This window comes from Alcaligenes phenolicus, assembly GCF_032063905.1.
Lineage (GTDB): Bacteria > Pseudomonadota > Gammaproteobacteria > Burkholderiales > Burkholderiaceae_B > Alcaligenes > Alcaligenes phenolicus.
Map to the genome: position 1 here is coordinate 127,194 of NZ_DAMBOE010000002.1, position 24,350 is coordinate 151,543.

Genomic DNA, 24,350 nt, shown 5'->3' on the forward strand with positions numbered 1-24,350 from the left:
ATTGAGCGAATAGCGGTTTTGCGACTGCAGAGCAGATTCAGCGCATAAAAATGCAACTAATCTTTGCTCTGCTAACAATTTCCTATTGAGTCTGGAACTCTTGAACGCAGCGCAGCAAAGCCTCGCCATAGGCCTCTCTTTTGCGTACGCCTATGCCTGTAATCGGCTCCAGATCAGCCTCTGAACTAGGGCAGCGAATGGCCACTTCGCGCAAAGTGGCATCATGGAAGATGACATAGGCCGGCACACCATGTTCGCGTGCGGTGGCCGCACGCCAGGCGCGCAAAGCCTCGAATCGTCTTTGTTGATCGGGTTCAAGAGCAGGTCCGGCAGGCGCCTGACCTTTTACTCGGTGTGCAGCCGGTCCACGTGTTACGGTTTCGCGCCGCAACATCAGGGTGCGCTCCCCTTTCAGCACTTCGCGGCTGGCCTCGGTCAGCAACAAGGTGCCGTAGCCCTCCGGGTCCACCGTGACCAGACTATGAGCCAGCAACTGGCGCAGCACTCCGCGCCAGGCTTGATCGGTCAAATCCTTGCCCACACCAAAGACGGTAAGCTTGTCGTGCTCATGCTCTTTGACACGATCCGTCAGCTTGCCCAGCAAAATGTCGATCAGGTGCCCGGCCCCGAAGCGCTGACCGCGCTCACGCCACAATCTATAGATGGTGGAGAGCATTTTCTGCGCCGCCACTGTGCCATCCCAGGCTTCTGGCGCTTCCAGGCAGGTGTCGCAGTTACCGCAAGGTTCGATCTGCTGATCGAAATACGCCAGCAAGCGCTGACGCCGGCAGGAAATGGTTTCGCACAGGCCCAACATGGCATCAAGCGCCTGCCCCTGCTGGCGTCGGTGTGCCGCATCGCCTTGCGACTGGTTAATCATGCGGTGCAATTGCACCACGTCCTGCAGGCCATAGGCCAGCCAGGCCGTGGCCACTTCGCCATCGCGCCCTGCCCGCCCGGTTTCCTGGTAATACCCTTCCACCGATTTGGGCAGGTCAATGTGGGCTACAAAACGCACATCCGGTTTATTGACGCCCATGCCAAAAGCAATGGTCGCCACCATGACCACTCCTTCCTCGCGCAGAAAGCGGGCCTGATTGATGGCGCGCTGCTGCGCCTCCAGTCCTGCATGATAGGGCAAGGCATGAATACCGTTCTTGCACAGGAACTCGGCCGTGTCTTCCACGCGCGAGCGCGACAGACAATACACAATCCCCGCATCTCCGGAGTGCTCTTCCTGAATGAAGCTCAAGAGCTGCTTGCGCACCTCGTTCTTTTCAATGATGCGGTAGCAAATATTGGGACGATCAAAACTGGCAACAAAATGCCGGGCTTCTTCCAGCTTCAGGCGCTGAGCAATTTCTACCCGCGTCAACTGAGTGGCGGTAGCCGTCAAGGCAACCCGTGGCACACCTGGCCAACGCTGGGCCAGCAAGTCCAGACCCAGATACTCCGGGCGAAAATCGTGACCCCATTGCGATACGCAGTGGGCTTCGTCAATGGCAAACAGGGAAATCTGGCCGCGCGCGAGCAAATCCAGGCAGCGATCTGTCAGCAAGCGCTCAGGAGCCACATAGAGCAGATCCAACTGCCCCGTCAGAAATTCGCGCTCGACCTCGCGGGCAGTTTGCCAATCCTGAGTGGAGTTCAAATACGCCGCGTTAACGCCCAACTCGTTGAGGGCGTCCACCTGATCCTGCATCAAGGCAATCAGGGGAGACACCACCACGCCGGTGCCGGGTCGCACCAAAGCAGGAATCTGGTAACAGAGCGACTTGCCGCCGCCAGTGGGCATCAAGACCAGGGCGTCACCGCCTTGGATCAGGGTCTCGATAATCTCGTGCTGAGAACCACGAAAACTGTCATAACCAAAAACTTCCTGAAGAACCTCAAGTGCTGACTGGGCCATGCCGCCTGCTTAAAAAATCGGAATAGAAAAACGCAGCGCGATGTTCGACTGACGACTTTCCAGATGACGGCGAGCTTGCAAACCCACCCTGAGGTGGGGACTGTACCAGAACTGCTGCGTGACCCCAAGGTAGCGGTTCTCCCCCCCGGCAACTACCTGCTGCACCTCGTACTGAGTCTTCACTTCACCCCAGCGGCGCAAGGGCACGGACAGACCGACAATCTGCCGACTGCTGGCCGCATCCACCTTCATGCCCTGGTAACGGCTCAAATCCAGAAAATTGTCCTGGTAGCGTTCACCCTGCCACTGCAGGTGCAAATCATCCAGCACATCCAGGCCATAGGCTGCCTGATAACGCCAACCTTGCCCCACCGCATGGGAAGCTTTGGCCACGCTGGCCTGCCACACGCCAAAGTCTGGCGATCGATAGGTTGCACCTAGACCGGTCAACCCAAAATCACGAGCGCTTTCCATCTGGGTATCAATACTGGTACGACTGGTGACATCGGTGCTGAGCATCAAGCTGCCGGCCGAAGAGCCATACACCAGATCCCCATTATCCTGCTTGCCCGTCATATCCAGCGCACCAACGGCCAGGGCATAACGCCATGGTCCGGCCGGGCCCTGCTCGAACTGCTGAGTGATATTGATACCGCCCAGTTCCACGGGCCGCGCCCAGTCCGGTGCGGTAACCGTGTCATTGCCCAGGGTCAGTTGCAGCCCGTCTTCATTCACATAGCGCCAGTTGCGCTCGCCAAACTGCCAGACCTGATCGGGCGCACTGCTCAACCAGCGGGCACTCCAAATTGGAGAGGACTGCTGACTATATTGGATGGAGCGCGCCAGGCTAGCGGTGCTGGCACCGCTCAGACTGAAATCGGAAAATGTGAAATCCATGGAGGCCGCTGGACTGAGCAGGTCCTGATCTCCTTGGCGATGCCACTGCGTAGCATCAAAAAATGGCTCCACAGGCGGGAGCTCCTGGGCCGGGATGGCCTGCGCCTCATCCACGCCATACACGCGGGTAGCAGACAAATTCTCCAGCCCAACACGATTTTGAGCGGTGGCCAATGGAACAGCGAACAGCATGGCAAGACCGACCAACAGCCCGCCTGCCAAGCCTCGCTGGCAAGCTTTTGTACGCATGATTTATGTCACAAAAAGAGTTTAGCGCCGGGCATCCAACATCACTTCGCCGCTCGCATCCAGGGAGCGTTTGATGGCGGAGTATTTTTCCAGCACAGCAGACTTATAGACTACACCAATCAGACGACCCGAGCCGTCACCATTCAATACAGGCAGACGCTCTCCGGCAAAGCTCACAAAGTGTTCCTGAGCCTCGTCCAGACTCATATTCGGGTAGAGCGTCTTGACGAAATCCATGCGCAGAATATCGCCCACCACACGCTCCTGAGCAGCGTTGTCGTCCAGCAACATACGAGTCAGGTCAGGCTGAGCAATCACACCTTGGTAAACCTGCTCCTCGTTCACCACATACAAATAACGCACGGGGTAATCCAGGAACATCTGCAAGGCATCGCGCATCTGGGTGGTGGTGCTGACGACGGTATCAGCTGGACGTACCAGCTCGGCCAAAGTGGTGTGACGCAACTTGTGGCGCAGCAAGGCATCGCGCTCGCGCACCAGGGTGACTTCATACATGGCGACCTCGGCCACACCACGGGACACAAAATAAGCCATGACACAGGCCACAATCAAGGGCAGCACCAACTGATAGCTCAATGTCATTTCAAACAGCATCAGAATGGCCATGAAGGGAGCACTGGTGGCGGCCCCCAGAAACGCGCCCATGCCCACCAGGGTGAACAAGTACAACGGTAAATCCAGACCCGGCAAGATCAGCAAAGTCAGTTGACCAAACAAGGTGCCAAAGGCCGCGCCCACAAAGATGGCGGGGGTAAACACACCGCCGACAGCGCCCGAACCAACCGTCAGCCCTGTGGCCAGAACCTTGAACGCCAGGATAAGCAGCACGCTGTACCAGGCCCAGTCGCTGTGCAGCATGGAGGACACTACGCTAAAGCCATTACCGGCCACGCGCGGCATGGCGATCAGCAAAAGCCCCAGCAACAGGCCGCCCAGAGCCAGGCGCAAGGGCAGACCCAGGCCGGTACGCTTGAACAGGGTACGGAACAGATTCAGCAGTTTCAGGAAAGCAGGCGCAGCCAGGCCAATCAGGACGCCCAGAACCAGAAAGGGCAAGATGTCCCAACCCGCAACGGCCTGAACATTCGTCATTTCATAAGGGGCGTGATAGCCCCCCAGCACACGCATGGTCAGGTGAGCGCTGACCGCCGCCATCAACAGGGGGCCAAAACTGCTCATGGTCATGGTGCCCAGCACAATCTCGGCCACAAACACGGCACCGGCAATGGGGGCACCATAGGCGGCTGCCACACCGGCTGCGGCGCCACAGGCAACCAGCAAGCGCAGGCGGGCTTCTCCAAACAAGGTGAAGCGGCCAATCGCGGAAGCGGACAAGGAGGCCAGATGCACCATCGCCCCTTCCCGGCCAATCGAGCCGCCCGAGGCCACCGTCATCAAGGACGACAAGGATCGCAGCAGCCCCTGGCGAATGGACAAACGGCCATCGCCAATGGCCACAGCTTCCATATAGTCAGAATTGCTTCCCGACGGCAGACGCCCTGCCAGCCATAGCAGGATACCGGCACACAAACCGCCCAAGGCGGGAAACAGGAGGCGCATGTACCAGGGCAGACTTTCCGTGACTGCGACGATCCCCCCGTGCTGACCCGTGACAACTTGCTGCACAAAGCGCATGCCCTGATGAAAGGCCAAAGTCGCCAAGGCACCCAAAATACCAGCCAAGACCGCCCAGGCCAGCATGGCGGGCATATCAGACAACCACTTGAAACCCTGCAGACGCTTGCGCATCGACAGCACGGAATGGGCAATCATAAAAAAGGTCAGCCTTTAAAGCTGGGCGGCAAAGGTGGGCGAGACAATCCAAACATGCGCCAGTACACCCACACGTTGAAAATCAGCACGATGGGCAAGGTAATCACAATCGCCGACAGGATCAGGCTCAGGGCTGGCACCCCGGCAGCGGCGTCCCAGATCGTCATCTCGTCCAGGATCAGATAGGGGAAGAAACTGAACGCCAGCCCGGCCATGACGGACACCATCACGAACAGGGTCAGCAAAAAGGGCAAGGTCGTGGTGCGATAGCTGCTGTTGATCATGCGCTGCAGGCTCATTTCAATCGACACAAAGCAGCTGAGAATCAAGGCCCACAGGAACAATACCAAGCCCCAATACGGCCCGTCGCTCCATTTAAGCAGCACGCCGGCATTCACAAAGGCCAACACGACGGACACACCCACGGCACCGGCTGCAAACCAGCGTACCGAACGACGGCCCCAATTGACCGCTCGGGCACGCAGCTCGCCGGCTTCACGCATGATGAGCCAGCTAGCGCCTAGCAAGCAGTACGCGGCAATAGCACAAAAGCCCATGAAGACAGAGAACCAGATATAACCGGCATCGCTCTGAAAGCCCACTACGACCTGCGCCAGCAGCACACCATGGGAGAACGCCGTCAACCAGGACCCCAGGGCAAAACCCATTTGCCAGCGGGACTGACGCTCTACCGGCGCGCGCAGTCGGAATTCGAAGGAGACGGAACGGGCAAAAACGCCCACACCCAGCGCACATAACGGTCCGTACAGGCCGCCCATCACCGCCCCCCAGGCTTTGGGGAAAGCGCAGACAAACAAACCCAGGCCCAGAAACAGCCAGAACTCGTTAGCATCGCGCCAGGGGCTCAGCAATGACAGCATGCGGGGACGCAAGGAGTCTGGTGCCAGCAAGGACAGGCAGCCCACGCCAATATCGAAGCCGTCCAGAACCGTCCCGGCCACAATGATCAAAAAGAACAGGGCCAGAAACGCCAGCGGCATCCAGAACGCCGGATCATGGGCACCCAGGCCCAGCGCATTTGCAAAAGAGTCAATCATGCCCGCCCCCGATGACGCGCGATCGGTACCACACCAAAACGAACGGCATGTCGCAACTTCTGGAAAAAACCAATCATGCACAAGACATAGACCAGGCCGTAACTCAGCAAACCCAGCCCGACGGTAAAGACGCTCTCGGTGCTTTGCACTTGCACGGCCTGAATATCGTTACCGACCAGATAAGGCAAAAAGCCCAACAGGACGTAGGCTGCGCCACCCAGCAACATGATCCAGCCCAACACCGAGGCGACCACCATGACCTGACGCTCTCTATAAGAAAGAGAGTGCGGGTCCAGGCCATAACGACGAGTGCGCAACAAGACCCACAGCAGCAGGAACAACATCAAGGCTCCTGCCAGCACGGCTACACGGAAGGACCAGAAGGTCAGGGTGACGGGCGGCATGGCGTCGGAAAACTGATCCAGGCCCATCAAAATGCCACTGTCATTACGACCCAACCAGCGTCCACCTGCATGAGACCAGCGCAGCACACCCAGAACACTGTCCTGCATGGCGGAGGGCGCCGCCACCAGAATCAGATCAGGCTGCGAGCCGCTTTCCCAGTACGCCGCTGCAGCCGCTGCCTTGGCAGGCTGATGCTCCGCAGTCATGAAACCATTGCCTATTACAGCGAGGATCAGGGCCAGCCAAGCCGCCCCACCCAGAAACAAGGCACTGCGAAAGGCCAGACGCTCCTGGTCGGTAACCGGCTTTTGCATGGTCTGGGCGCAGGTTACACCCAACATGAAAAAGGCCACCGTCAGCAAACTGCCTGCAAACAAAAGACCGGCATACCAGGGCAAGGCGGGTGTGCTGAGCACATCCAGCCATTCCATCACCACATAATGGCCTTCAATCACATCCACACCCGTTGGCACCTGCATCCAGGCCACAATCGCCACCAGCCAGAACGCCGTGACGGTAACGCCCAGGGCCACCATCAGCACCACCACGGTATGAACCAGATTGGACAGCATGCGCTGGGCAAACAGCATCACACCCAAAAAGCAGGATTTGAAAATGAACAAGGACAGCATGGAGGCGGCCAGCATGGGACCGATGACATCGCCCACCTGCTCCATCAGGCCCGGCCAGACACTGCCAAACTGAAGCAGCACGGGCATGGACGCCGCAAAGCTTAAAATAAACGCCAGCGCAAACAGACGCACCCAAAAACGGTACGCCCCCATCCAGGCCGCGGCCTTATTGCCAAAGGTTCTGATCTTGAAATACAGCAACACCCAGGCCAGTCCCAGCTCCAGGGCCAGAAACAGCAGCATGAAGCCCAGGCTAAGGAAAAACTGGGCATGAGACAGAGAAAGGGCGGAGTGCGTCATAATGAGCGCTAGTGTAGGGTGAATTGGCCTGCCAACGCCACCATACTACCCCAAGTTCTTCCCTGATTTTTTAGAACCCGTTCATGGGGTAAATACCCCTCTAAAACAAGAACGTGGCAAAATGGTCGATTAGTCTGTCGGCTTCTTTATTTCAAACGTGTATGACCTCTGACACCACTCCCGCTCCCGTATCTAATTTTCTGCGCACGATCATCGACCAGGATCTGAGCGCTGGCCGTTACGCACAAAAATCCTGGGCCGGTCAGCCAGGCCCGGCCAGTACCCAGGAAGGGGCGGCTGTTGATGCCGCGCGTATCCGTACGCGCTTTCCCCCCGAGCCCAACGGCTATCTGCACATTGGGCACGCTAAAAGTATCTGTTTGAACTTCGGACTGGCCAGCGACTACCAAGGTGCCTGCCACCTGCGCTTTGACGACACCAATCCTGAAAAAGAAGAACAGGAGTACGTGGACGCCATTATCGACATGGTGAAATGGCTGGGCTTTGACTGGACCTTCAATAAAGAAGAGAACCTGTACTTTGCCAGCGACTACTTCGACTATATGTACCAGTTCGCCGAAGCCCTGGTGAGCGCAGGCCATGCCTACGTTGACGAGCAAAGCGCTGAAGAAATGCGTGCCAACCGTGGCACCCTGACTGAAAAAGGCGTGAACTCGCCCTGGCGCGATCGCCCTGCCGAGGAGTCCATCAAGCTGCTGCGCGAAATGCGCGACGGCAAGCACCCCGACGGCAGCATGGCCCTGCGCGCCAAGGTTGACATGGGCTCGCCCAATATCAATATGCGAGACCCGGTGATGTACCGTATCCGCCATGCCGAACACCATCGCACTGGCGACAAATGGTGCATCTACCCCATGTACAGTTGGGCGCACCCCGTGGAAGACGCGCTCGAGCGCATCACCCACAGTCTGTGTACCCTGGAATTTGAAGACCAGCGTCCCTTCTATAACTGGATTCTGGAACGCCTGGTCGAACTGGGCCAGTTGTCCGACCCGCTGCCAAAGCAGTACGAGTTCTCGCGTCTGAACCTGTCCTACGTGGTCACCAGCAAGCGCAAGTTGCGCCAGCTGGTTCAGGAAAACCACGTATCGGGCTGGGACGATCCGCGCATGCCTACCCTGGCCGGTTTGCGCCGCCGTGGTTACAGCGCCGGTGCCATCCGCCTGTTCACCGACCGCCTGGGTGTGTCCAAGGCGGCCCAACATGTGGACTACAGCCTGCTGGAACAAGCCCTGCGCGATGATCTGGACCCGGTGGCCGACCGTAGCGTTGCCATTCTGGACCCGATCGAACTGATCATTACCAATTACCCTGAAGGCCAAAGCGAGCTGTGCAACGCACCGCGCAATCCGCACAATCCGGAAGCCGGTCAACGCGAGTTCCCCTTCTCCGGGCGCCTGTACATCGAGCGCGAGGACTTCAAGGAAGAGCCACCCAAAAAGTACTTCCGCCTGTTCCCCGGCAATACTGTGCGTCTGAAATACGGCTATGTCGTGCGTTGCACCGGCTGCGTCAAGGACGAGCAAGGCAATGTCACCCAGGTTTTGGCGGAATACCTGCCCGACACCAAGAGCGGCACGCCCGGCGCGGACTCGGTCAAGGTCAAGGGCAATATCACCTGGATCAGCGCCGAGCACGCGATTGCCGCCGAGATTCGTCTGTATGACCGTCTCTTTGCCCACCCTCAGCCCGATGCAGCCGACCAGGACTTCCTGGAGCACATCAACCCGAACTCGCTGCGCGTGATTCAGGGGTGGCTGGAACCTGGCACCAAAGCCACGCCCGATGCCCGCTGGCAGTTTGAACGCCTGGGCTACTTTGTGGCGGACCGTGTGGACTCCACGCCAGAAAAACCCGTTCTTAACCGTACTACGACTCTGAAAGACACTTGGGTCTAAGGCTATTGACGTGAACGATCAGACTCATGCCAAAGGGCCGCAGGCCCTGGATTTCAAAAGCGCCACGCTGTACGCCGTACGGGTGGTGCTGCGTTCGGCTGACACGGCCGAGCAGTTAGCCGCTCTGTCTCAACGCATGAAAGACGCTGGCTCCTTCTTTGAGGACGAACCCGTCGTCATTGATGCCAGCGCTATTGATGCGCCGGTGGATTGGGCCACCCTGGTTGCCGCTTTGCGTGAGCACAAGCTGCACCCGGTGGGTATCATTGCCCACCCTGACCATGCCGATAACGCCATCGACAGCGGCTTGCCGCATGTGGAGTTGTCCAACCCACCAGCCCGCCCCCAAACCCAGGCCGCACCGGACAAGGAAGTGCCCGTGTTGTCGCAAGCCGCCCAGCAAGAAGCACCAGCGGCGGTCGCCCCGCCACCGCCCGCTATTGCTCCGGCTGCGCTCATCATCAACCGTCAGTTACGTTCCGGCCAGCGCATCTACGCGCGCCACACGGATCTGATCGTGATCGGGGCGGTCAGCCAGGGTGCAGAAGTGGTGGCCGATGGCAATATCCACGTCTACGGTCCACTGCGCGGCAAGGCCATGGCTGGTGCCCGTGGCGATGCAAAAGCACGCATCTTCACCACCGAGCTGGACCCGGAACTGATTGCCATTGCCGGTGTGTACCGCATTATTGAAACGCGACTGGATGCGCAGCTACGCAACAAGCCCGTTGTCGTCACGCTGGAAGAAGATACGCTCAGATTTGATCCTCTGAGCTCCTAGCAGTACAAGGCGCCGGCTTTTGCCGGCGCTTTTTATAGAGGCTTGCACTGAGAGCCCGCATGAGAGCAAGCAAGTGCAAGCGCAACCGTGTAAGCTGACACGGAACAAAGCAATTGATATGTTTTGTTTCTAAGCAGTAGGCTAAGTGGCAGAACGGATGTCAAAATTAGGCCCGTTATGCTTTACGATTATGTGACTTGAAAAACAAAGGAATCCGATTGTCATGGCGCGTATAGTTGTAGTGACCTCCGGCAAGGGTGGCGTGGGCAAAACCACCACCAGTGCCAGTTTTGCATCTGGTCTTGCGATGCGCGGTCACAAGACCGTGGTCATCGACTTTGACGTCGGCTTGCGCAACCTGGACTTGATCATGGGTTGCGAGCGACGCGTGGTGTATGACTTCGTCAACGTGATCCAGGGCGAAGCCACATTGAACCAGGCCCTGATCCGTGACAAGCAGCTGGAAAATCTGTTCATCCTGCCCGCTTCCCAGACGCGTGACAAAGACGCGCTGACCCGCGAAGGTGTGGAGAAAGTACTGGAAGAGCTCAAGGGCATGGGTTTTGAATACATTGTGTGCGACTCGCCCGCAGGTATCGAAACCGGCGCCTTGATGGCCTCCTACTTCGCAGATGATGCGCTGGTTGTGACCAACCCCGAAGTGTCCTCGGTTCGTGACTCGGACCGCATCCTGGGCATTCTGGCCGCCAAATCGCGACGTGGTGAACAGGGCAAAGAGCCCATCAAAGAATATTTGTTGTTGACCCGTTATAGCCCCAAACGCGTGTCGGACGGCGAGATGCTGTCCTTGCAAGACGTTGAAGATATCTTGCGCATCAAGCTGATCGGTGTCACCCCCGAGTCGGAAACCGTGCTGCAAGCATCCAACCAAGGAGTACCCGTTATCCATATCAAGGAAAGTGATGTGTCCCAGGCCTATCAGGACATCGTAGATCGTTACCTGGGTGGCGAAAAACCATTGCGTTTTGTGGATTACGAAAAGCCAGGTCTGTTCAAGCGCCTGTTCGGAGGAAAGTAATATGTCTTTCCTGTCCTTCCTGCTCGGTCACAAGAAAACGTCGGCAACAGTTGCCAAGGACCGTCTGCAACTGATCCTTATTAATGAACGTGGCCAAGGGGGTGTTGCCCCGGACTACTTGCCCCGCTTGCAAAAAGAGCTGGTCGAAGTGATCTCGCGCTACGTGAAGATTAATCCCGATGACATCAAGGTGAACCTTGATCGCCAGGACTCGCTGGAAGTGCTGGAAGTCAAAATCGAAATGCCGCAAATTGATGCCAGCACGCTGGAAAACAAGTAAAGCGTTGCTGACAGAAAAACTTTGCTGCTTGAAATGGCCATCCCTTGCGGATGGCCATTTTCTTGGCTGTTCCCTATACCAAAAGCATTACGCAAAACACCCACCAAGGCTGGCGCAATGCGGCTAGGCGGCTAATAGATAAGGTACAATTTTGCCTTGGTAATCGGCCAGTTCCGATTTTGCTTCGCGCCAGAGATGGCAAGTGGTGCCATCCGCTGCCCCCTAAAGGCCTGGCTTATTGACCCATGCGGAGGGAATCATGACCGAGCTCGGTCAGATGGCACGTCTTGTGCCCACTCACCCCCAGCTTCCTGTTAGCGCCTACTTTGACCACGCTCTGTTCGAGCGCGAACAAGAGCGTATTTTTCAGCAATCGGCCTTGTATGTCGGCAATGAAAAGCTCGTTCCCGAACCCGGCGACTGGCGCACCCTGATTCAGGAAAACGCTGCCCGTACTCTGATACGCAACCAACACGGCGTAGAACTGCTCTCGAACGTCTGCAGGCATCGCCAGGCCATGATGCTGGGTGGCATGCCCGGCCAGTCCAATCAGGCCAGCCACGGCTCCCTGAGCAGCACAGGCGGCAATATTGTCTGCCCCCTGCACAACTGGACCTATAACGCGCAAGGCGACTTGCTGGCGGCTCCCCGTTTCAAGGACAAGCCCTGTCTGAACCTGGAACGCTACCCCTTGCGGGATTGCCATGGCCTGCTGTTTGAAGGCCCGCGCGATCCAGCCCAGGATATGGCCGCCTTGTTCAGCCGCCCTGAATTCGACTTTCAGGACTATGTGCTGGATCACGTCGAAATCCACCAGTGCAACTACAACTGGAAAACCTTTATCGAGGTCTATCTGGAGGACTATCACGTCGCCCCCTTCCACCCTGGTCTGGGTCAGTTCGTGACCTGTGATGACCTGGAGTGGGAGTTCAGCGACTGGTATAGCCTGCAACGAGTCGGCGTGCATCAGGCCCTGACCAATCCAGGCTCACCTACCTATCGCCAATGGCATGACACTCTGCTGGCCTACCGCCAGGGCGAAGCGCCGGACTTCGGTGCCGTCTGGGTAACCTACTTCCCCACCCACATGATCGAGATCTATCCGCATGTGCTGGTGCTCTCCACGCTGTACCCCAAGGGGCCACAGGAAACCATGAATGTGGTGGAGTTCTACTACCCCGAGGACATCGTGGCCTTCGAGCGTGACTTTGTTGAAGCGCAGCGCGCCGCCTATATGGAAACGGCCATAGAAGATGATGAGATTGCCGAACGCATGGATGCCGGCCGCCGCGCCTTGATGGAGCGTGGAGTCTGCGAGGTAGGCCCCTACCAGTCACCGCTGGAAGACGGCATGAAGCACTTTCACGAATGGTATCGCTCCATGATGGACGAGGACCGCCGACCATAAGGCACAAGTCTGTTGTTGATAGAGCCCATAAAAAAGCCTCAAAGTCGGGACTCCTGTCCCAAGCTTTGAGGCTTTTGTTCCGATGAGCGTTTCAGCTCAGTCAGAAAATTTGAATCTAGCGGTTCTTGCCGACCTGATCGCCGATTACGCCACCGATCGCAGCGCCACCGACCGTACCCAGAACGCCACCATTAGTGATGACTGCACCAGCCACACCACCCAGACCAGCGCCGGTTACCGCACCCTTTTGACGTTTGCTCATACCATCCCAGGAAGAGCAGCCCGCCATCACGACGGCCAGAACCGTGGCCATACCCACTTTAGTGATAGTCGTCATTTTCATCCGTAAACCTCCGTGAAGTATCCGTGCTCAACACGGCATTAAAGTCTATCTTCACCCTACGGAGCCAATTAGTCCAGACCCTATTGTTAGGCAACGCAACAGATGTAATTCAGCTTTTGTTCAGTTTATTTGATCAGGGCCAGAACCTGCTTGAATACGGGGTTAGCCGGCGTTTCCAACCATTCAAACATGGCCATTTCGGCGCTAACGCGCTCCAATCCATGCATCGCCCAGCGATCCCAGGCAGCTTGCCGGGACTCGGGATGGCGCGAGCCTACGCAGTCCCCGACCAGCACGGGTTCATAACCACGCTCCATCAAACCCAGGCCAGTTTGTAACACACACACGTGAGACTCTGTACCCAGTAACAAGACTCGTGTGCGCCCTACCGGCAAAGCCGGCAAAAAATCGGCTTCGCGCGTGGCATCGAAGTGGGTTTTATGCAGCACTTTATCAATATGTGGTAACAAAGAAGCATCGGTTGGGCCGATTTTCTCGGCCCAATGCTCGGTTGCCAGCACCGGCACCCCTAAGAGACGCGCCGCCTGCGCCAGCTTCCCGGCCCGTTCGACCAAGGCCTGGTGGTCTGCAATGGCGGGCAGGAGCCCGGTTTGCATATCCACAATCAGGACGAAAGACTGGTGAGCATTGAGCACAGGCATGGCACTTTCCTTATTTCAGGGACTTGTAGCGGATACGACGAGGTTTGGCAGCATCTTCGCCCAGACGTTTCTTCTTGTCTGCTTCGTATTCCTGATAGTTGCCATCAAAGAATACGACCTGCGAATCACCCTCAAAAGCCAGAATATGAGTGGCGATACGGTCCAGGAACCAGCGATCGTGACTGATCACCATGACCGAGCCGGCAAACTCCAGCAAGGCATCTTCAAGGGCACGCAGGGTTTCCACGTCCAGGTCGTTGGACGGCTCGTCCAGCAGCAAGACGTTGCCGCCGGCGATCAGGGTCTTGGCCAGGTGCAGACGACCACGCTCTCCTCCGGACAGATTGCCCACGATCTTGTTCTGATCCGCGCCCTTGAAGTTGAAGCGACCCAGGTAAGCACGTGATGGCATCTCAAAGCGGCCCACGGTCAGCAGGTCTGCGCCATCGGCAATCGCGTCAAAGACGGTCTTTTCATTGGCCAGTGCATCGCGCGACTGGTCCACATAAGCCAGCTTGACGGTTTGGCCCAGTTTGACCGTACCGGAATCAGGCTGCTCTTTACCGGCCAGCATGCGGAACAAGGTGGACTTACCGGCACCGTTAGGACCAATAATCCCGACGATGGCACCGGCTGGCACCTTGAAGCTCAAGTTGTCGATCAACAGACGATCGCCATAGCCCTTGCTGACGTTTTCAAACTCAATAACTTCATTACCCAAACGCTCGGCCACAGGAATGAAGATTTCCTGGGTTTCGTTGCGCTTCTGGTACTCGTGCGAGGACAGTTCCTCGAAGCGGGCCAGACGGGCCTTGGCTTTGGCCTGACGCCCCTTGGGGTTCTGACGTACCCACTCCAGCTCTTTCTTGATGGTGCGCTGACGAGCACTTTCCGACGCCTCTTCCTGCTTCAGACGGTCGTCTTTCTGCTCCAGCCAGGAGCTGTAGTTGCCCTTCCAGGGAATACCGTGACCACGGTCCAGTTCCAGAATCCACTCGGCAGCGTTGTCCAGGAAGTAACGATCGTGGGTGACTGCCACCACGGTGCCGGGGAACTGGCGCAGGAATACTTCCAGCCAGTCCACACTTTCCGCGTCCAGGTGGTTGGTGGGCTCGTCCAGCAACAACATATCAGGCTTGGACAGCAGCAACTGGCACAAGGCCACGCGACGCTTTTCACCACCGGACAGATTGGCAATGGAAGCATCCCAAGGTGGCAGACGCAGCGCATCCGCCGCGATTTCCATTTGGGTTTCGATGTCGTCAGCACCGCTGGTAGCGGCGGCAGCAATAATGGATTCCAGCTCGGCCTGCTCGGCGGCCAAAGCGTCAAAGTCCGCATCGGGCTCGGCGTATTCGGCGTAGACCTGTTCCAGACGCTGACGCGCCTCGAACACCTGACCCAAACCGGCCTGCACGGCTTCGCGCACGCTGTGTTCGGGATTCAGCTGAGGTTCTTGTGGCAGGTAACCGATCTTGATCCCCGCCATGGGGACGGCTTCGCCCTCGATCTCGGTATCTACCCCGGCCATGATCTTGAGCAAGGTGGATTTACCCGAGCCGTTCAGGCCCAGCACACCAATCTTGGCACCTGGAAAAAAAGACAAGGAGATATTGCGCAGAATCTGCCGCTTGGGCGGCACAATCTTGCCCACGCGGTTCATCGAATAAACGTATTGAGCCATATAAACCTAAAAAGGAAAAACAGGTCGTGTTCGGAAAACTGGGATTGTAGGCGTTTGGCGCCCGAAAGGTGCGCTTCTGTCAGGTTCAGAACGAAACACCCGGCCTGAGTGCAGGCCTGTCTCAGGTAATATACTCACTTTTGCTGACAATCCAAAAACGCCATGCCCACACCTGACGCCCCTGAACTTGTATTTACCACCGAAGAGATCGAAACCCTGGGCCGCACCGCCGATGCGCTGAGTGCCTACCTGGGTCGTGCCGTCCTGGCCGAGATCGTGGGAGCGGAAGAAACCGGCTTTGAATGGGTCATCTTTGCCATGCCCCTGGACAAGAATGAAGACGAGAGCGAATTCACGATTGTGCAGGTAGGCGGCGAGCAGGCCCGCATCGTGGGCAACCGCGGTGGTCTGGACCCCAAGGACACTGCGATCTACGCCTGCCGTTACCTGTGGGCCATCCAGTTAAGCGATGCCGAGCCCGTACGCTTTATCAAAGTGGACGAAGAAGGCGAGGAAGTCGCCTGGACCGAAACCCTGGAAGAGTTGCTGCCTTTCGCGCTGAGCGAAGATGCCTTCGCCGCCGAAGACGATACGGATGAAGACGACGAGGACGATGATGATGACAGCCCGGAACCAGGCGTGCACGGCCACACCCTGCACTAATCGCGTTCAGGTCCGTCGCTTGTCCCGCAGATATAAAGCGACACCCACCGGCCACATCAAACCCACCAGCAGATAAGAGGCCAGGCCTTTCAAGCCATAGCCTGCTGGTGGCTTGCGCCCACTGGCCCGCAGGTGCAGCCTAAAGCGGGTGTAACGCGCGGCAGCCATCAAGAACGCCTTGGGTTCGTAGCGAAACCAGGGCAGGCACTTCACCACCGTATCCTGCGCCAGCAGCCACAAACCCAGTGCATGCTGCTGACTGGTTTTGCCTTGCACCGACAAAGAGTCCGGGCTGTCGTGGTAGACACGGAACACGGTATTCACAAAGCGGTTCTTGTAACCCGCACGGGCAATCGCCCGCCACACCAGGCTTTCAGGCACAAAGCCGTCGATCTGATCGGGAAAGGGAAACTTGCGCAACACAACGGTACTCAAACAGCCGAACTTCTCGCCCCGCACGTGGTAGCGAAAACTCATGTCCAAAGAGCTGGCATCAAAAATATCCTGGGGGAACATATCACCGACGACCTTGCCATCCGGTCGCACACACAGGCCTGTAATGCCCGCATAGCCCGCTCGTTCTGATACGGGGATGTCGGCCCAGATCTGCGCCATATCGTAGAGCGCATTCACCAGCAGGGTGTCATCACTGTCCAAAGCGACGACCAGTTCGCCTTGGGCCAAGGCCACGCCGTGATTGAACGCCGCCTTCTTGTGACGATTTTCCTGCCAGGCATAATGAATCGGAAAGGAGGCTTGCTGTTGCCAGCCTTGCACCAGTTCCCGTGTCCCGTCTGTGGAACCATCGTCAATGACAACCCATTCAAAGTCCTGACAGGTTTGCTCGCACAAGGAACGATACACGCGCTCCAAGGTATGAGCACGGTTATAGCTAGGTGTCAGGACGGTGAACAAATGGCGCCATTCCATACGCGGGTGTCCCCATAAACCACTGTTTTGATTATTGTTGCGGGCAGCTACTTAGATCTGCATCAGAATGACATCATCATAAAGCAAGCACGGCGCTATGCAGCGCACTATCTGCAGGGCTCCAGACAAACCCGAAGCAAAATCAAACGCGCACAAAAAAACCACAGGCAAGCCTGTGGTTTTTTTGCTGCTGGGTGTGATTTCAAGCTGAAAAATCAGGTTTCTGCTTGTACACCGCTCAAGCCAGGCACTTAGACGCGCTTGACCTTTTCCAGCATTTTGAAAACGCCCTTGGGTGCGCGCACAAACAGACGTTTGAATGCTTTACCCAGGCAACGACGCTCCAGCGTGTTGCGGCGAGTGCGTTTGATTTCCGCCATGGTGATCTCCGATCTTAATGTAAGCCCTGCCGGATGATCCCGACAAAAGCGCAATAGCTAACCAGAAATTCTACCGTAATCCGCGTTAAGATACAAAGGCTAGAGTGTGCATCCCTGGCAACACCTTGCTGGCGTGTACCGCTCTCACTGGCGCATGGGGCCTGTTTGACAGGCCTTTTCGCTGCCGCTTCCCTACTCTGCCCTCTCCAGAAAGCCGACCTTGCCATGAGCTCAGAAATTCGCATTTTTGGCGCCCGCCAGAACACTCTGAAAAACCTGAATGTACGTATCAAAACGGGCGAGTTACTGGTTATTACAGGCGTTTCCGGCTCAGGCAAAAGTTCGCTGGCCTTCGACACTCTGTATGCAGAAGGCCAACGACGCTATGTAGAAACCTTCTCCCCTTATGCGCGCCAGTTCCTGGACCGCATGGACAAGCCCCAGGTCGATCGCATTGAAGGCATTCTGCCCGCCATTGCCATTGACCAGGTGAACCCGGTGCGCAACTCACGCAGCACCGTGGGCACCATGACGGAGCTGAACGATTACATCAAGCTGCTGTACGCCCGCTTGGGCGAGTTGTATTGCCGCCAGTGCGCCCAGCCTGTGCGCCGCGACAATGCCGACAGCATCGCCAAACAGATTCGCCAGTTGGCGGTGGACCACGACGATCCGCGTCTAGTCCTGACCTTTGCCGTCAAGGTTCCGGCCAACTTCACGCAGCAAGAAATTGAGACCTTGCTGCATCAGCAGGGCTACACCCGCCTGCACCACGAAGAAACACAGACCGTCACGGTCAGCAGCAGCACGAAAAAGGGCAAAAGCAGCAAAGCCGCCCCCACGGAGCAAAAGCTTCTCTATGTGATTCAGGACCGCTTCCGTGCCAGCACGGTAGAGCCGGAACGTTTCATGGAAGCGATCGAAGCGGCCTTGCGCCACGGCCAGGGCAAGTTGACGGTGTATGCCTCGGCTAGTGCCGATGGCCCGGAAACCGCCTGGCGTTTCAGCCAGGGTCTGCACTGTGCCCAGTGCGATATTGAATACAGCACGCCCGTTGCCAGCACCTTCTCCTTCAACTCGCCCTTGGGCGCGTGTGAATCCTGCCGTGGCTTTGGCCGGGTGATGGGCATTGATTACGGCCTGGTCGTTCCCGATCCCGGCAAAAGCCTGCTGGAGGGTGCGATTCGTCCCTGGCAAACGGCTAGCTACAAAGAATGTCAGGTCGAGATGGAGCGCTACGCCCCGGCAGCCGGTGTACGCCTGAGCGTGCCCTGGAAAGACTTGAGCCAGGAAGAGCGCGACTGGGTGATTAACGGCACCCCGGACTGGAAAGGCGGCAATCAGGCCTGGAAAACCCAGTGGTACGGTGCACAGCGCTTTTTCGACTGGCTGGAGTCGCGCGCCTACAAGATGCACGTGCGCGTGCTGCTGTCCAAATACCGCAGCTACAACACCTGCCCGGCCTGCGCCGGCTCGCGTCTGAAACCCGAAGCCAGCTTGTGGCGTGTGGGCGATCAGGCGGCCCCCGCCGACTCCCGCTACCCACGTTTCATGCCCGTGCACTCCAACTGGCTGCGCGAGCAACTGGATGCCATGCCCGGCCTGAGCGTCCCGGACCTGATGCGTTTGCCTATCGAGCACGTACGCAGCTTTTTCCAAGGCCTGCACTTTGGCGATGCACGCGATGCGGCCATTGATCTGCTCTTGAAAGAAACTTTGTCCCGCCTGGATTATCTGTGCGATGTGGGCCTGTCTTATTTGTCCCTGGACCGCCAAAGCCGCACCCTGTCTGGCGGTGAGGTGCAACGCATCAACCTGACCACGGCACTGGGCACCTCGCTGGTAAACACCTTGTTCGTGCTGGACGAGCCCTCAATTGGCCTGCACCCACGCGACATGCACCGCATTATTGAAGTAATGCATCGTCTACGCGGCAATGGCAACACCCTGGTGGTGGTCGAACACGACCCGCAAGTGATGGTGGCCGCCGACCGTATTCTGGACATGGGCCCCGGCCCTGGCGAGCGTGGCGGTCAGATTCTGTTTGATGGTTCGCCCCAAGCCTTGCGCGGTGCAGAAACGCTGACAGGCCGCTACCTGAGTGGCGAGCTGAGCATTGAATCGCCCCGCCCCATGCCTGTGGCCGACAACACCCCTCGCCTGCTGCTGGAAGACGTGAGCGCACACAATCTGCGCCATATCTCCGTCTCCATTCCGCTGGGCCGTCTGGTCTGCGTGACCGGCGTTTCCGGCTCGGGCAAATCCACGCTGATTCAGGACGTGCTCTACCCGGCCATCCTGAAACAACAAGGCAAACCAACGGAAGCCCCTGGCCCTTACGGTGCCCTGCTGGGTGCCGAGCAGATTGCCGAAGTGGTGATGGTGGACCAGACGCCTATCGGCAAGACGGCCCGCTCCAACCCGGCCAGCTATGTCGGTGCCTTTGACCCTATCCGCAAGCTCTTCGCCCAGGCTCCGCTGTCCAAGGAACGCAGCTACACGCCCGGCACCTTCAGCTTCAATAGTGGCGATGGCCGCTGTCCAACGTGCGGCGGCACGGGCTTTGAACATATCGAAATGCAGTTCCTGTCGGACGTGTACCTGCGCTGCCCGGACTGCGATGGCAAGCGCTTCCGCCCCGAAGTGCTGGAAGTGCGTATCGAACACTTTGGTCGCAGTGCCTCGATTGACGAGGTGCTGGACATGACCGTGCATCAAGCCATGGAGTTCTTTGAAGGCCTGCGCGATGTGCAAACCGGCCTGGCGCCATTGGCCGATGTAGGTCTGGATTACCTGAAACTGGGCCAGCCTGTGCCCACACTCTCGGGCGGTGAGGCACAACGCTTGAAACTGGCGGCTTATCTGGCCCAGGCTTCGCGCACCCGTCTAAGCCAGGTGAAGGTCGCCAAGAAAGGCAATCTGTTCCTGTTCGATGAGCCCACCACCGGCTTGCACTTTGACGATATTGCCCGCCTGATGCGCGCCTTCCGCAAGCTGCTGGCCGCCGGTCACAGCCTGCTGATTATTGAGCACAATCTGGACCTGATCCGCGCGGCAGACTGGATTATTGATCTGGGCCCCGAAGGCGGCGAACATGGCGGCCAATTGCTGGGCACGGGTACGCCGGGCGACATCATGGCGCTGGAGCAATCGCACACCGGCCATGCCCTGAAAGAATACGAACAAGCCATTCTGGGTAAAGGCTCGGCCCTGTTCCAGGAACCCGAGGTGGATTACAAGGCCAGCTCGGGCGGCAGCAACGATGGCCAGATCGCCATCCTGAATGCGCGCGAGCACAATCTGAAAAACATATCGGTGCACATCCCGCACAACACCTTCACCGTCGTGACGGGTGTATCTGGTTCCGGCAAATCCACCCTGGCCTTCGATATTCTGTTTAACGAAGGCCAACGCCGCTACCTGGAATCCCTGAACGCTTACGCCCGCGCGATTGTGCAGCCTGCCGGTCAGCCCGATGTGGACGCAATCTACGGTATTCCACCTACCGTTGCCATTGAGCAGCGCACCAGTCGTGGGGGTCGCAAGTCCACCGTGGCTACCATGACGGAGATCCACCACTTCCTGCGCTTGCTGTATGTGAAACTGGCCACCCAATACTGCCCGGACTGCCATGTGCCTGTGGCCCCGCAAACGGCCGAGCAAATCGCCGCGCAATTGCTGCGTGATCACAAGGGTGAGCATATTGGTTTGCTGGCTCCCCTGGTCACGGCCCGCAAGGGCTACTACACCGACCTGGCCAAATGGGCGCAGGGCAAGGGCTACACCCATTTGCGTGTGGATGGCGAATTCATTCCCGTCAATCCTTGGCCCCGCCTGGACCGTTATAGCGAACACACGCTGGAACTGCCGGTGGCCGACCTGATTATTGATCCACGCCACGAACTGCAACTGCGCCAAGCCATACGCGAAGCGCTGGAACTGGGTCACGGCTCCTTCAGTGTGCTGGCTCCCCTGACGCCATCGGGTTCCCTGTCGCTGGAACAACGCCGGCAAGGTCAACCGCTATCCACGGCCAGCCAGCAACACTTCTCCGTCAAGCGGGCTTGCCCGTGCTGCGGCACCAGCTTCCCCGAGCCGGACCCGCGCATGTTCTCCTACAACTCCAAGCACGGCTGGTGCAAGGACTGCTTTGGTACGGGCTTGAAGCTGACCGGCTTCGACCAGGAACAAACGGGCGAAGAAAACAGCTGGAACAACGGCTACGACGGCGAAGCCGTGGAATGCCCAAGCTGCCACGGCCAGCGCTTGAACCCGGTCTCTCTGGCATTTGAATGGCGCGACCAATCCATTGCCAAGCTGGCCGGTTTGCCCGTGGACGAAGCACAGACCTTTTTTGGCAGCCTGAACATGAGTGGCCGCGAAGCCGATATTGCGCGCGACATTCTGAACGAGATACGCAGCCGTCTGGACTTCATGCACGAAGTGGGCCTGGGTTATCTGGCACTGGATCGTGCCGCCCCCACCTTGTCGGGTGGGGAAGCCCAGCGTATCCGTCTGGCGGCCCAGTTGGGCTCGAACCTGCAGGGCGTGTGCTATGTGCTGGATGAACCCACCATCGGTCTGCACCCGCGCGACAACCAGATTCTGCTGAACGCCATGGCGCGTCTGGAAGGCAACGGCAATACGCTGGTGGTTGTCGAGCACGATGAAGACACCATACGCCGTGCCCAGCACATTATTGATATGGGCCCCGGTGCGGGCAAACGTGGCGGTGAAGTCATCGCCCAGGGCACACTGGAAGAAATCGAGGCCAACCCCAATTCGCTGACCGGCCGCTATCTGCGCGAGCCGCTCAAACATCCCATGCAGGCGCGCCGCCCCGTCCAGGCCGATGCGCCCATGCTGACGGTGCACCATGCCAGTCTGCACAACCTGAACAAGGTTCAGGCCAGTATTCCGCTGGGCAAGCTCAGTCTGGTGACGGGTGTATCGGGCTCCGGCAAATCCACCTTTGCCCGCGATGTACTACTGGATAATTTGCAGCGCGTTGTCGGCAGCAAAGAAAAACCGGTGTGGCAGGGTTGTTCCAGCATCAGCGGCTGGGAAAGCCTGGACCGCGTGCTGGAAGTGGACCAGACCCCAATTGGCAAGACACCCCGCTCCTGCCCGGCCACCTATATCGGCTTCTGGGACGAGGTGCGCAAACTGTTTGCCAACACCAACGATGCCCGCCTGCGCGGCTGGAGCGCCTCACGTTTCTCCTTCAATACCGGCGATGGTCGCTGCCCCTTGTGCGAAGGCCAAGGCATGCGCACCCTGGAAATGAGCTTCCTGCCGGACGTGAAGGTGCCTTGTGACGCCTGCCACGGCCAGCGCTTCAATCCGGAAACCCTGGCGGTGACCTGGCGCGACGTCTCCGCCGGTCAGCTTCTGCAAATGGATGTGGATGAGGCGGTTGAATACTTTGCTGCTCATCCTAAAATATTGCGCCCCCTGCAGCTGATGCAAAGCGTGGGCCTGGGCTATCTGACCCTGGGCCAACCCTCCCCCACCCTGTCCGGTGGCGAGGCGCAGCGCGTCAAGCTGGTCAGCGAACTGGTCAAAGCCCGTCTGGACGAAGGCCTGACCCGTACCGGTCGCGCCTACAAGGCTCCGCACACCCTGTACGTGCTGGACGAACCCAGCGTTGGCCTGTCCATGGCGGATGTGGAAAAACTGATTGTGGTGCTGCACCGACTGGTCGATGCCGGTCATACCGTGCTGGTGATTGAACATAATCTGGATTTGATTGCCGAAGCAGACTGGATTGTCGATCTGGGCCCCGAAGGCGGCTCGGGCGGCGGCAGACTGGTGGTGCAAGGCACGCCGGATCAAGTACAAACCAACCATGCCTCGCATACTGGCATGGCCCTGGCGGAATTTTTAAAGGAACACGGCGCATGTATGGCCGATTTGAAGACAGACTAAAAGGCTATGCGCTGGAAATGCAGGGCTACCTGGGCCATATCCAGGCTCGTAGCCCGGAAGACTTAAGTACTGCTTTTGAAAAAATCGAACAGGCTCGTCAGGCCGGCCATTGGGTGGCCCTGGCGCTGGACTACGAACTGGCCGAGCTGTTCGAACCCCGACTGCCCGCTCGCGACGCTGCGCCACATGCGCCCCTGAACGCACTGGTATTTGAACAGGCTCAGGAAGTGGCTTTATGGGATAGTCAGGTCACACCCGAGCTGAAGGTCAAACTGCAAATCAGCCAGCAAGACTATCGGGATGCACTGACCCAGGTTCAGCAAGGTTTGCAGGCCGGAGATTTCTACCAGATCAACTACACCATGCCCCTCAGTATTCAGTCGGGCATGACGCCGCGTGATCTCTATACCGCACTGGCCAGCCGCCACCCTGTGGCCTACGGTGCTTATCTTGATCTGGGTGATCGCCATATCCTGTCGCTGTCACCCGAACTCTTTCTGGAAAAGCGTGGCAACACTGTGCGGACCCGCCCCATGAAAGGCACGCGCCCGCGCGACACCGACCCTGTTCAAGATCAGAAAAACGCCCAGGATCTGCAAAGCAGCCTGAAAGACCGGGCCGAAAACCTGATGATTGTGGATTTGCTACGCAATGATCTGGGCCAGGTGGCCCGCACGGGAACGGTGCACACCACCAGCCTGTTCGATGTAGAGCAATATGCCTCGGTCTGGACCATGACATCCAGTATTCAGGCAGAGGTAGACCCGGACTGCAGCCTGGAGACCCTGCTACGTGCCCTGTTTCCCTGTGGTTCGATTACCGGCGCCCCCAAGCTGGCTGCCATGCAATGCATACGCCAGCTGGAAACGCAGCGACGCGGTATTTACTGCGGCTCGGTAGGGTATCTCAGCCCCCAGGGCGACTTGTCCCTGAATGTCAGCATCCGCAGTCTGGAACTGGGCAATCACGGTCAAGGAACATTTGGCGTGGGCGGTGGCATTGTGCTGGATTCGGACCCGGACCAGGAATGGCTGGAGTGCTTGTGGAAAGCACGTGTCTTGCAGGCCCCTGTAACACTGACTTAAAGGC

Annotated in this window: 18 protein-coding genes; 8 read left to right on the forward strand and 10 right to left on the reverse strand. The window is 58.1% G+C overall.

The features are described from left to right. Window positions 1-82: 82 nt before the first annotated feature. The 5 genes from recQ to U2949_RS03965 are packed head-to-tail and all read right to left on the reverse strand — an operon-like array spanning window position 83 to window position 7,244. Window positions 83-1,909 carry a DNA helicase RecQ gene (gene recQ, locus U2949_RS03945; RefSeq protein WP_321286282.1) on the reverse strand — a complete coding sequence of 609 codons (1,827 nt, stop codon included), beginning with the start codon at window positions 1,907-1,909 and terminating at the stop codon, window positions 83-85. A 9-nt stretch (window positions 1,910-1,918) separates the two neighbouring features. Further along, a complete protein-coding gene (locus U2949_RS03950) occupies window positions 1,919-3,055 on the reverse strand; it encodes a fimbria/pilus outer membrane usher protein (RefSeq protein ID WP_026485166.1) in 1,137 nt (378 codons plus the stop codon). Between the two features lie 21 nt (window positions 3,056-3,076). Continuing rightward, window positions 3,077-4,849, reverse strand: coding sequence for a ClcB-like voltage-gated chloride channel protein (locus U2949_RS03955; RefSeq protein WP_026485165.1), 1,773 nt, complete (start codon window positions 4,847-4,849; stop codon window positions 3,077-3,079). 8 nt (window positions 4,850-4,857) lie between these two features. Beyond that, the gene (locus U2949_RS03960) at window positions 4,858-5,907 is read right to left on the reverse strand and encodes a cytochrome d ubiquinol oxidase subunit II (protein WP_009455069.1); all 1,050 of its coding nucleotides are present in this window, start codon (window positions 5,905-5,907) and stop codon (window positions 4,858-4,860) included. Beyond that, window positions 5,904-7,244 carry a cytochrome ubiquinol oxidase subunit I gene (locus tag U2949_RS03965; RefSeq protein WP_026485164.1) on the reverse strand — a complete coding sequence of 447 codons (1,341 nt, stop codon included), beginning with the start codon at window positions 7,242-7,244 and terminating at the stop codon, window positions 5,904-5,906. The genes U2949_RS03960 and U2949_RS03965 overlap by 4 nt, the downstream gene beginning before the upstream one ends. 161 nt (window positions 7,245-7,405) lie before the next feature. Here U2949_RS03965 and U2949_RS03970 point away from each other — a divergent pair, with 161 nt between their 5' ends. From U2949_RS03970 to U2949_RS03990, 5 genes are all read left to right on the forward strand, one after another. Continuing rightward, entirely contained in the window at window positions 7,406-9,163 is a 1,758-nt protein-coding gene (locus U2949_RS03970; RefSeq protein ID WP_257723789.1) for a glutamine--tRNA ligase/YqeY domain fusion protein, read from the forward strand. 10 nt (window positions 9,164-9,173) lie between these two features. Then, the gene (minC, locus tag U2949_RS03975; RefSeq protein ID WP_026485162.1) at window positions 9,174-9,944 is read left to right on the forward strand and encodes a septum site-determining protein MinC; all 771 of its coding nucleotides are present in this window, start codon (window positions 9,174-9,176) and stop codon (window positions 9,942-9,944) included. A 223-nt stretch (window positions 9,945-10,167) separates the two neighbouring features. Then, window positions 10,168-10,983 carry a septum site-determining protein MinD gene (gene minD / locus U2949_RS03980; protein WP_009455077.1) on the forward strand — a complete coding sequence of 272 codons (816 nt, stop codon included), beginning with the start codon at window positions 10,168-10,170 and terminating at the stop codon, window positions 10,981-10,983. A 1-nt stretch (window position 10,984) separates the two neighbouring features. Next, window positions 10,985-11,263 (forward strand): cell division topological specificity factor MinE, encoded by a 279-nt coding sequence (minE, locus tag U2949_RS03985; RefSeq protein ID WP_009455079.1) that lies wholly within the window; start codon window positions 10,985-10,987, stop codon window positions 11,261-11,263. A 259-nt stretch (window positions 11,264-11,522) separates the two neighbouring features. After that, entirely contained in the window at window positions 11,523-12,671 is a 1,149-nt protein-coding gene (locus tag U2949_RS03990; protein ID WP_321286287.1) for an aromatic ring-hydroxylating oxygenase subunit alpha, read from the forward strand. Between the two features lie 115 nt (window positions 12,672-12,786). Here U2949_RS03990 and U2949_RS03995 read toward each other — a convergent pair whose 3' ends face one another. From U2949_RS03995 to ettA, 3 genes are all read right to left on the reverse strand, one after another. Continuing rightward, window positions 12,787-13,014 (reverse strand): glycine zipper 2TM domain-containing protein, encoded by a 228-nt coding sequence (locus U2949_RS03995; RefSeq protein WP_026485160.1) that lies wholly within the window; start codon window positions 13,012-13,014, stop codon window positions 12,787-12,789. A 125-nt stretch (window positions 13,015-13,139) separates the two neighbouring features. Then, window positions 13,140-13,676: an isochorismatase family protein gene (locus tag U2949_RS04000; RefSeq protein ID WP_009455085.1), complete on the reverse strand. Its 537-nt coding sequence runs from the start codon at window positions 13,674-13,676 to the stop codon at window positions 13,140-13,142. A 10-nt stretch (window positions 13,677-13,686) separates the two neighbouring features. Next, on the reverse strand, window positions 13,687-15,360 hold the full coding sequence (ettA, locus tag U2949_RS04005) for an energy-dependent translational throttle protein EttA (RefSeq protein WP_009455087.1): 1,674 nt from the start codon (window positions 15,358-15,360) through the stop codon (window positions 13,687-13,689). 162 nt (window positions 15,361-15,522) lie between these two features. On the opposite strand from ettA, the gene U2949_RS04010 reads away from it, so the two are divergent. Next, window positions 15,523-16,023, forward strand: coding sequence for a hypothetical protein (locus U2949_RS04010; protein WP_257723791.1), 501 nt, complete (start codon window positions 15,523-15,525; stop codon window positions 16,021-16,023). 6 nt (window positions 16,024-16,029) lie between these two features. Here the strand turns inward: U2949_RS04010 and U2949_RS04015 are convergent, their stop codons facing one another. Continuing rightward, the gene (locus U2949_RS04015) at window positions 16,030-16,953 is read right to left on the reverse strand and encodes a glycosyltransferase family 2 protein (RefSeq protein ID WP_026485158.1); all 924 of its coding nucleotides are present in this window, start codon (window positions 16,951-16,953) and stop codon (window positions 16,030-16,032) included. A gap of 251 nt (window positions 16,954-17,204) precedes the next feature. Continuing rightward, on the reverse strand, window positions 17,205-17,333 hold the full coding sequence (locus U2949_RS04020; RefSeq protein WP_003803595.1) for a hypothetical protein: 129 nt from the start codon (window positions 17,331-17,333) through the stop codon (window positions 17,205-17,207). A gap of 225 nt (window positions 17,334-17,558) precedes the next feature. Between U2949_RS04020 and uvrA the strand changes: the two genes are divergently transcribed. Beyond that, window positions 17,559-23,261 carry an excinuclease ABC subunit UvrA gene (gene uvrA / locus U2949_RS04025; protein ID WP_321286289.1) on the forward strand — a complete coding sequence of 1,901 codons (5,703 nt, stop codon included), beginning with the start codon at window positions 17,559-17,561 and terminating at the stop codon, window positions 23,259-23,261. Then, on the forward strand, window positions 23,234-24,346 hold the full coding sequence (gene pabB, locus U2949_RS04030; protein WP_321286291.1) for an aminodeoxychorismate synthase component I: 1,113 nt from the start codon (window positions 23,234-23,236) through the stop codon (window positions 24,344-24,346). The genes uvrA and pabB overlap by 28 nt, the downstream gene beginning before the upstream one ends. Window positions 24,347-24,350 lie beyond the last annotated feature (4 nt).

Coding starts and splice junctions, on each gene's coding strand:
- U2949_RS03960 (WP_009455069.1), bottom strand. CDS start 5,907: ATGATTGACTCTTTTGCAAATGCGCTGGGCCTGGGTGCCCATGATCCG.
- U2949_RS03995 (WP_026485160.1), bottom strand. CDS start 13,014: ATGAAAATGACGACTATCACTAAAGTGGGTATGGCCACGGTTCTGGCC.
- uvrA (WP_321286289.1), top strand. CDS start 17,559: ATGAGCTCAGAAATTCGCATTTTTGGCGCCCGCCAGAACACTCTGAAA.
- U2949_RS03965 (WP_026485164.1), bottom strand. CDS start 7,244: ATGACGCACTCCGCCCTTTCTCTGTCTCATGCCCAGTTTTTCCTTAGC.
- minE (WP_009455079.1), top strand. CDS start 10,985: ATGTCTTTCCTGTCCTTCCTGCTCGGTCACAAGAAAACGTCGGCAACA.
- U2949_RS04015 (WP_026485158.1), bottom strand. CDS start 16,953: ATGGAATGGCGCCATTTGTTCACCGTCCTGACACCTAGCTATAACCGT.
- U2949_RS04000 (WP_009455085.1), bottom strand. CDS start 13,676: ATGCCTGTGCTCAATGCTCACCAGTCTTTCGTCCTGATTGTGGATATG.
- ettA (WP_009455087.1), bottom strand. CDS start 15,360: ATGGCTCAATACGTTTATTCGATGAACCGCGTGGGCAAGATTGTGCCG.
- minD (WP_009455077.1), top strand. CDS start 10,168: ATGGCGCGTATAGTTGTAGTGACCTCCGGCAAGGGTGGCGTGGGCAAA.
- U2949_RS04010 (WP_257723791.1), top strand. CDS start 15,523: ATGCCCACACCTGACGCCCCTGAACTTGTATTTACCACCGAAGAGATC.
- pabB (WP_321286291.1), top strand. CDS start 23,234: ATGTATGGCCGATTTGAAGACAGACTAAAAGGCTATGCGCTGGAAATG.
- U2949_RS03950 (WP_026485166.1), bottom strand. CDS start 3,055: ATGCGTACAAAAGCTTGCCAGCGAGGCTTGGCAGGCGGGCTGTTGGTC.
- U2949_RS03955 (WP_026485165.1), bottom strand. CDS start 4,849: ATGATTGCCCATTCCGTGCTGTCGATGCGCAAGCGTCTGCAGGGTTTC.
- U2949_RS03970 (WP_257723789.1), top strand. CDS start 7,406: ATGACCTCTGACACCACTCCCGCTCCCGTATCTAATTTTCTGCGCACG.
- recQ (WP_321286282.1), bottom strand. CDS start 1,909: ATGGCCCAGTCAGCACTTGAGGTTCTTCAGGAAGTTTTTGGTTATGAC.
- U2949_RS03990 (WP_321286287.1), top strand. CDS start 11,523: ATGACCGAGCTCGGTCAGATGGCACGTCTTGTGCCCACTCACCCCCAG.
- U2949_RS04020 (WP_003803595.1), bottom strand. CDS start 17,333: ATGGCGGAAATCAAACGCACTCGCCGCAACACGCTGGAGCGTCGTTGC.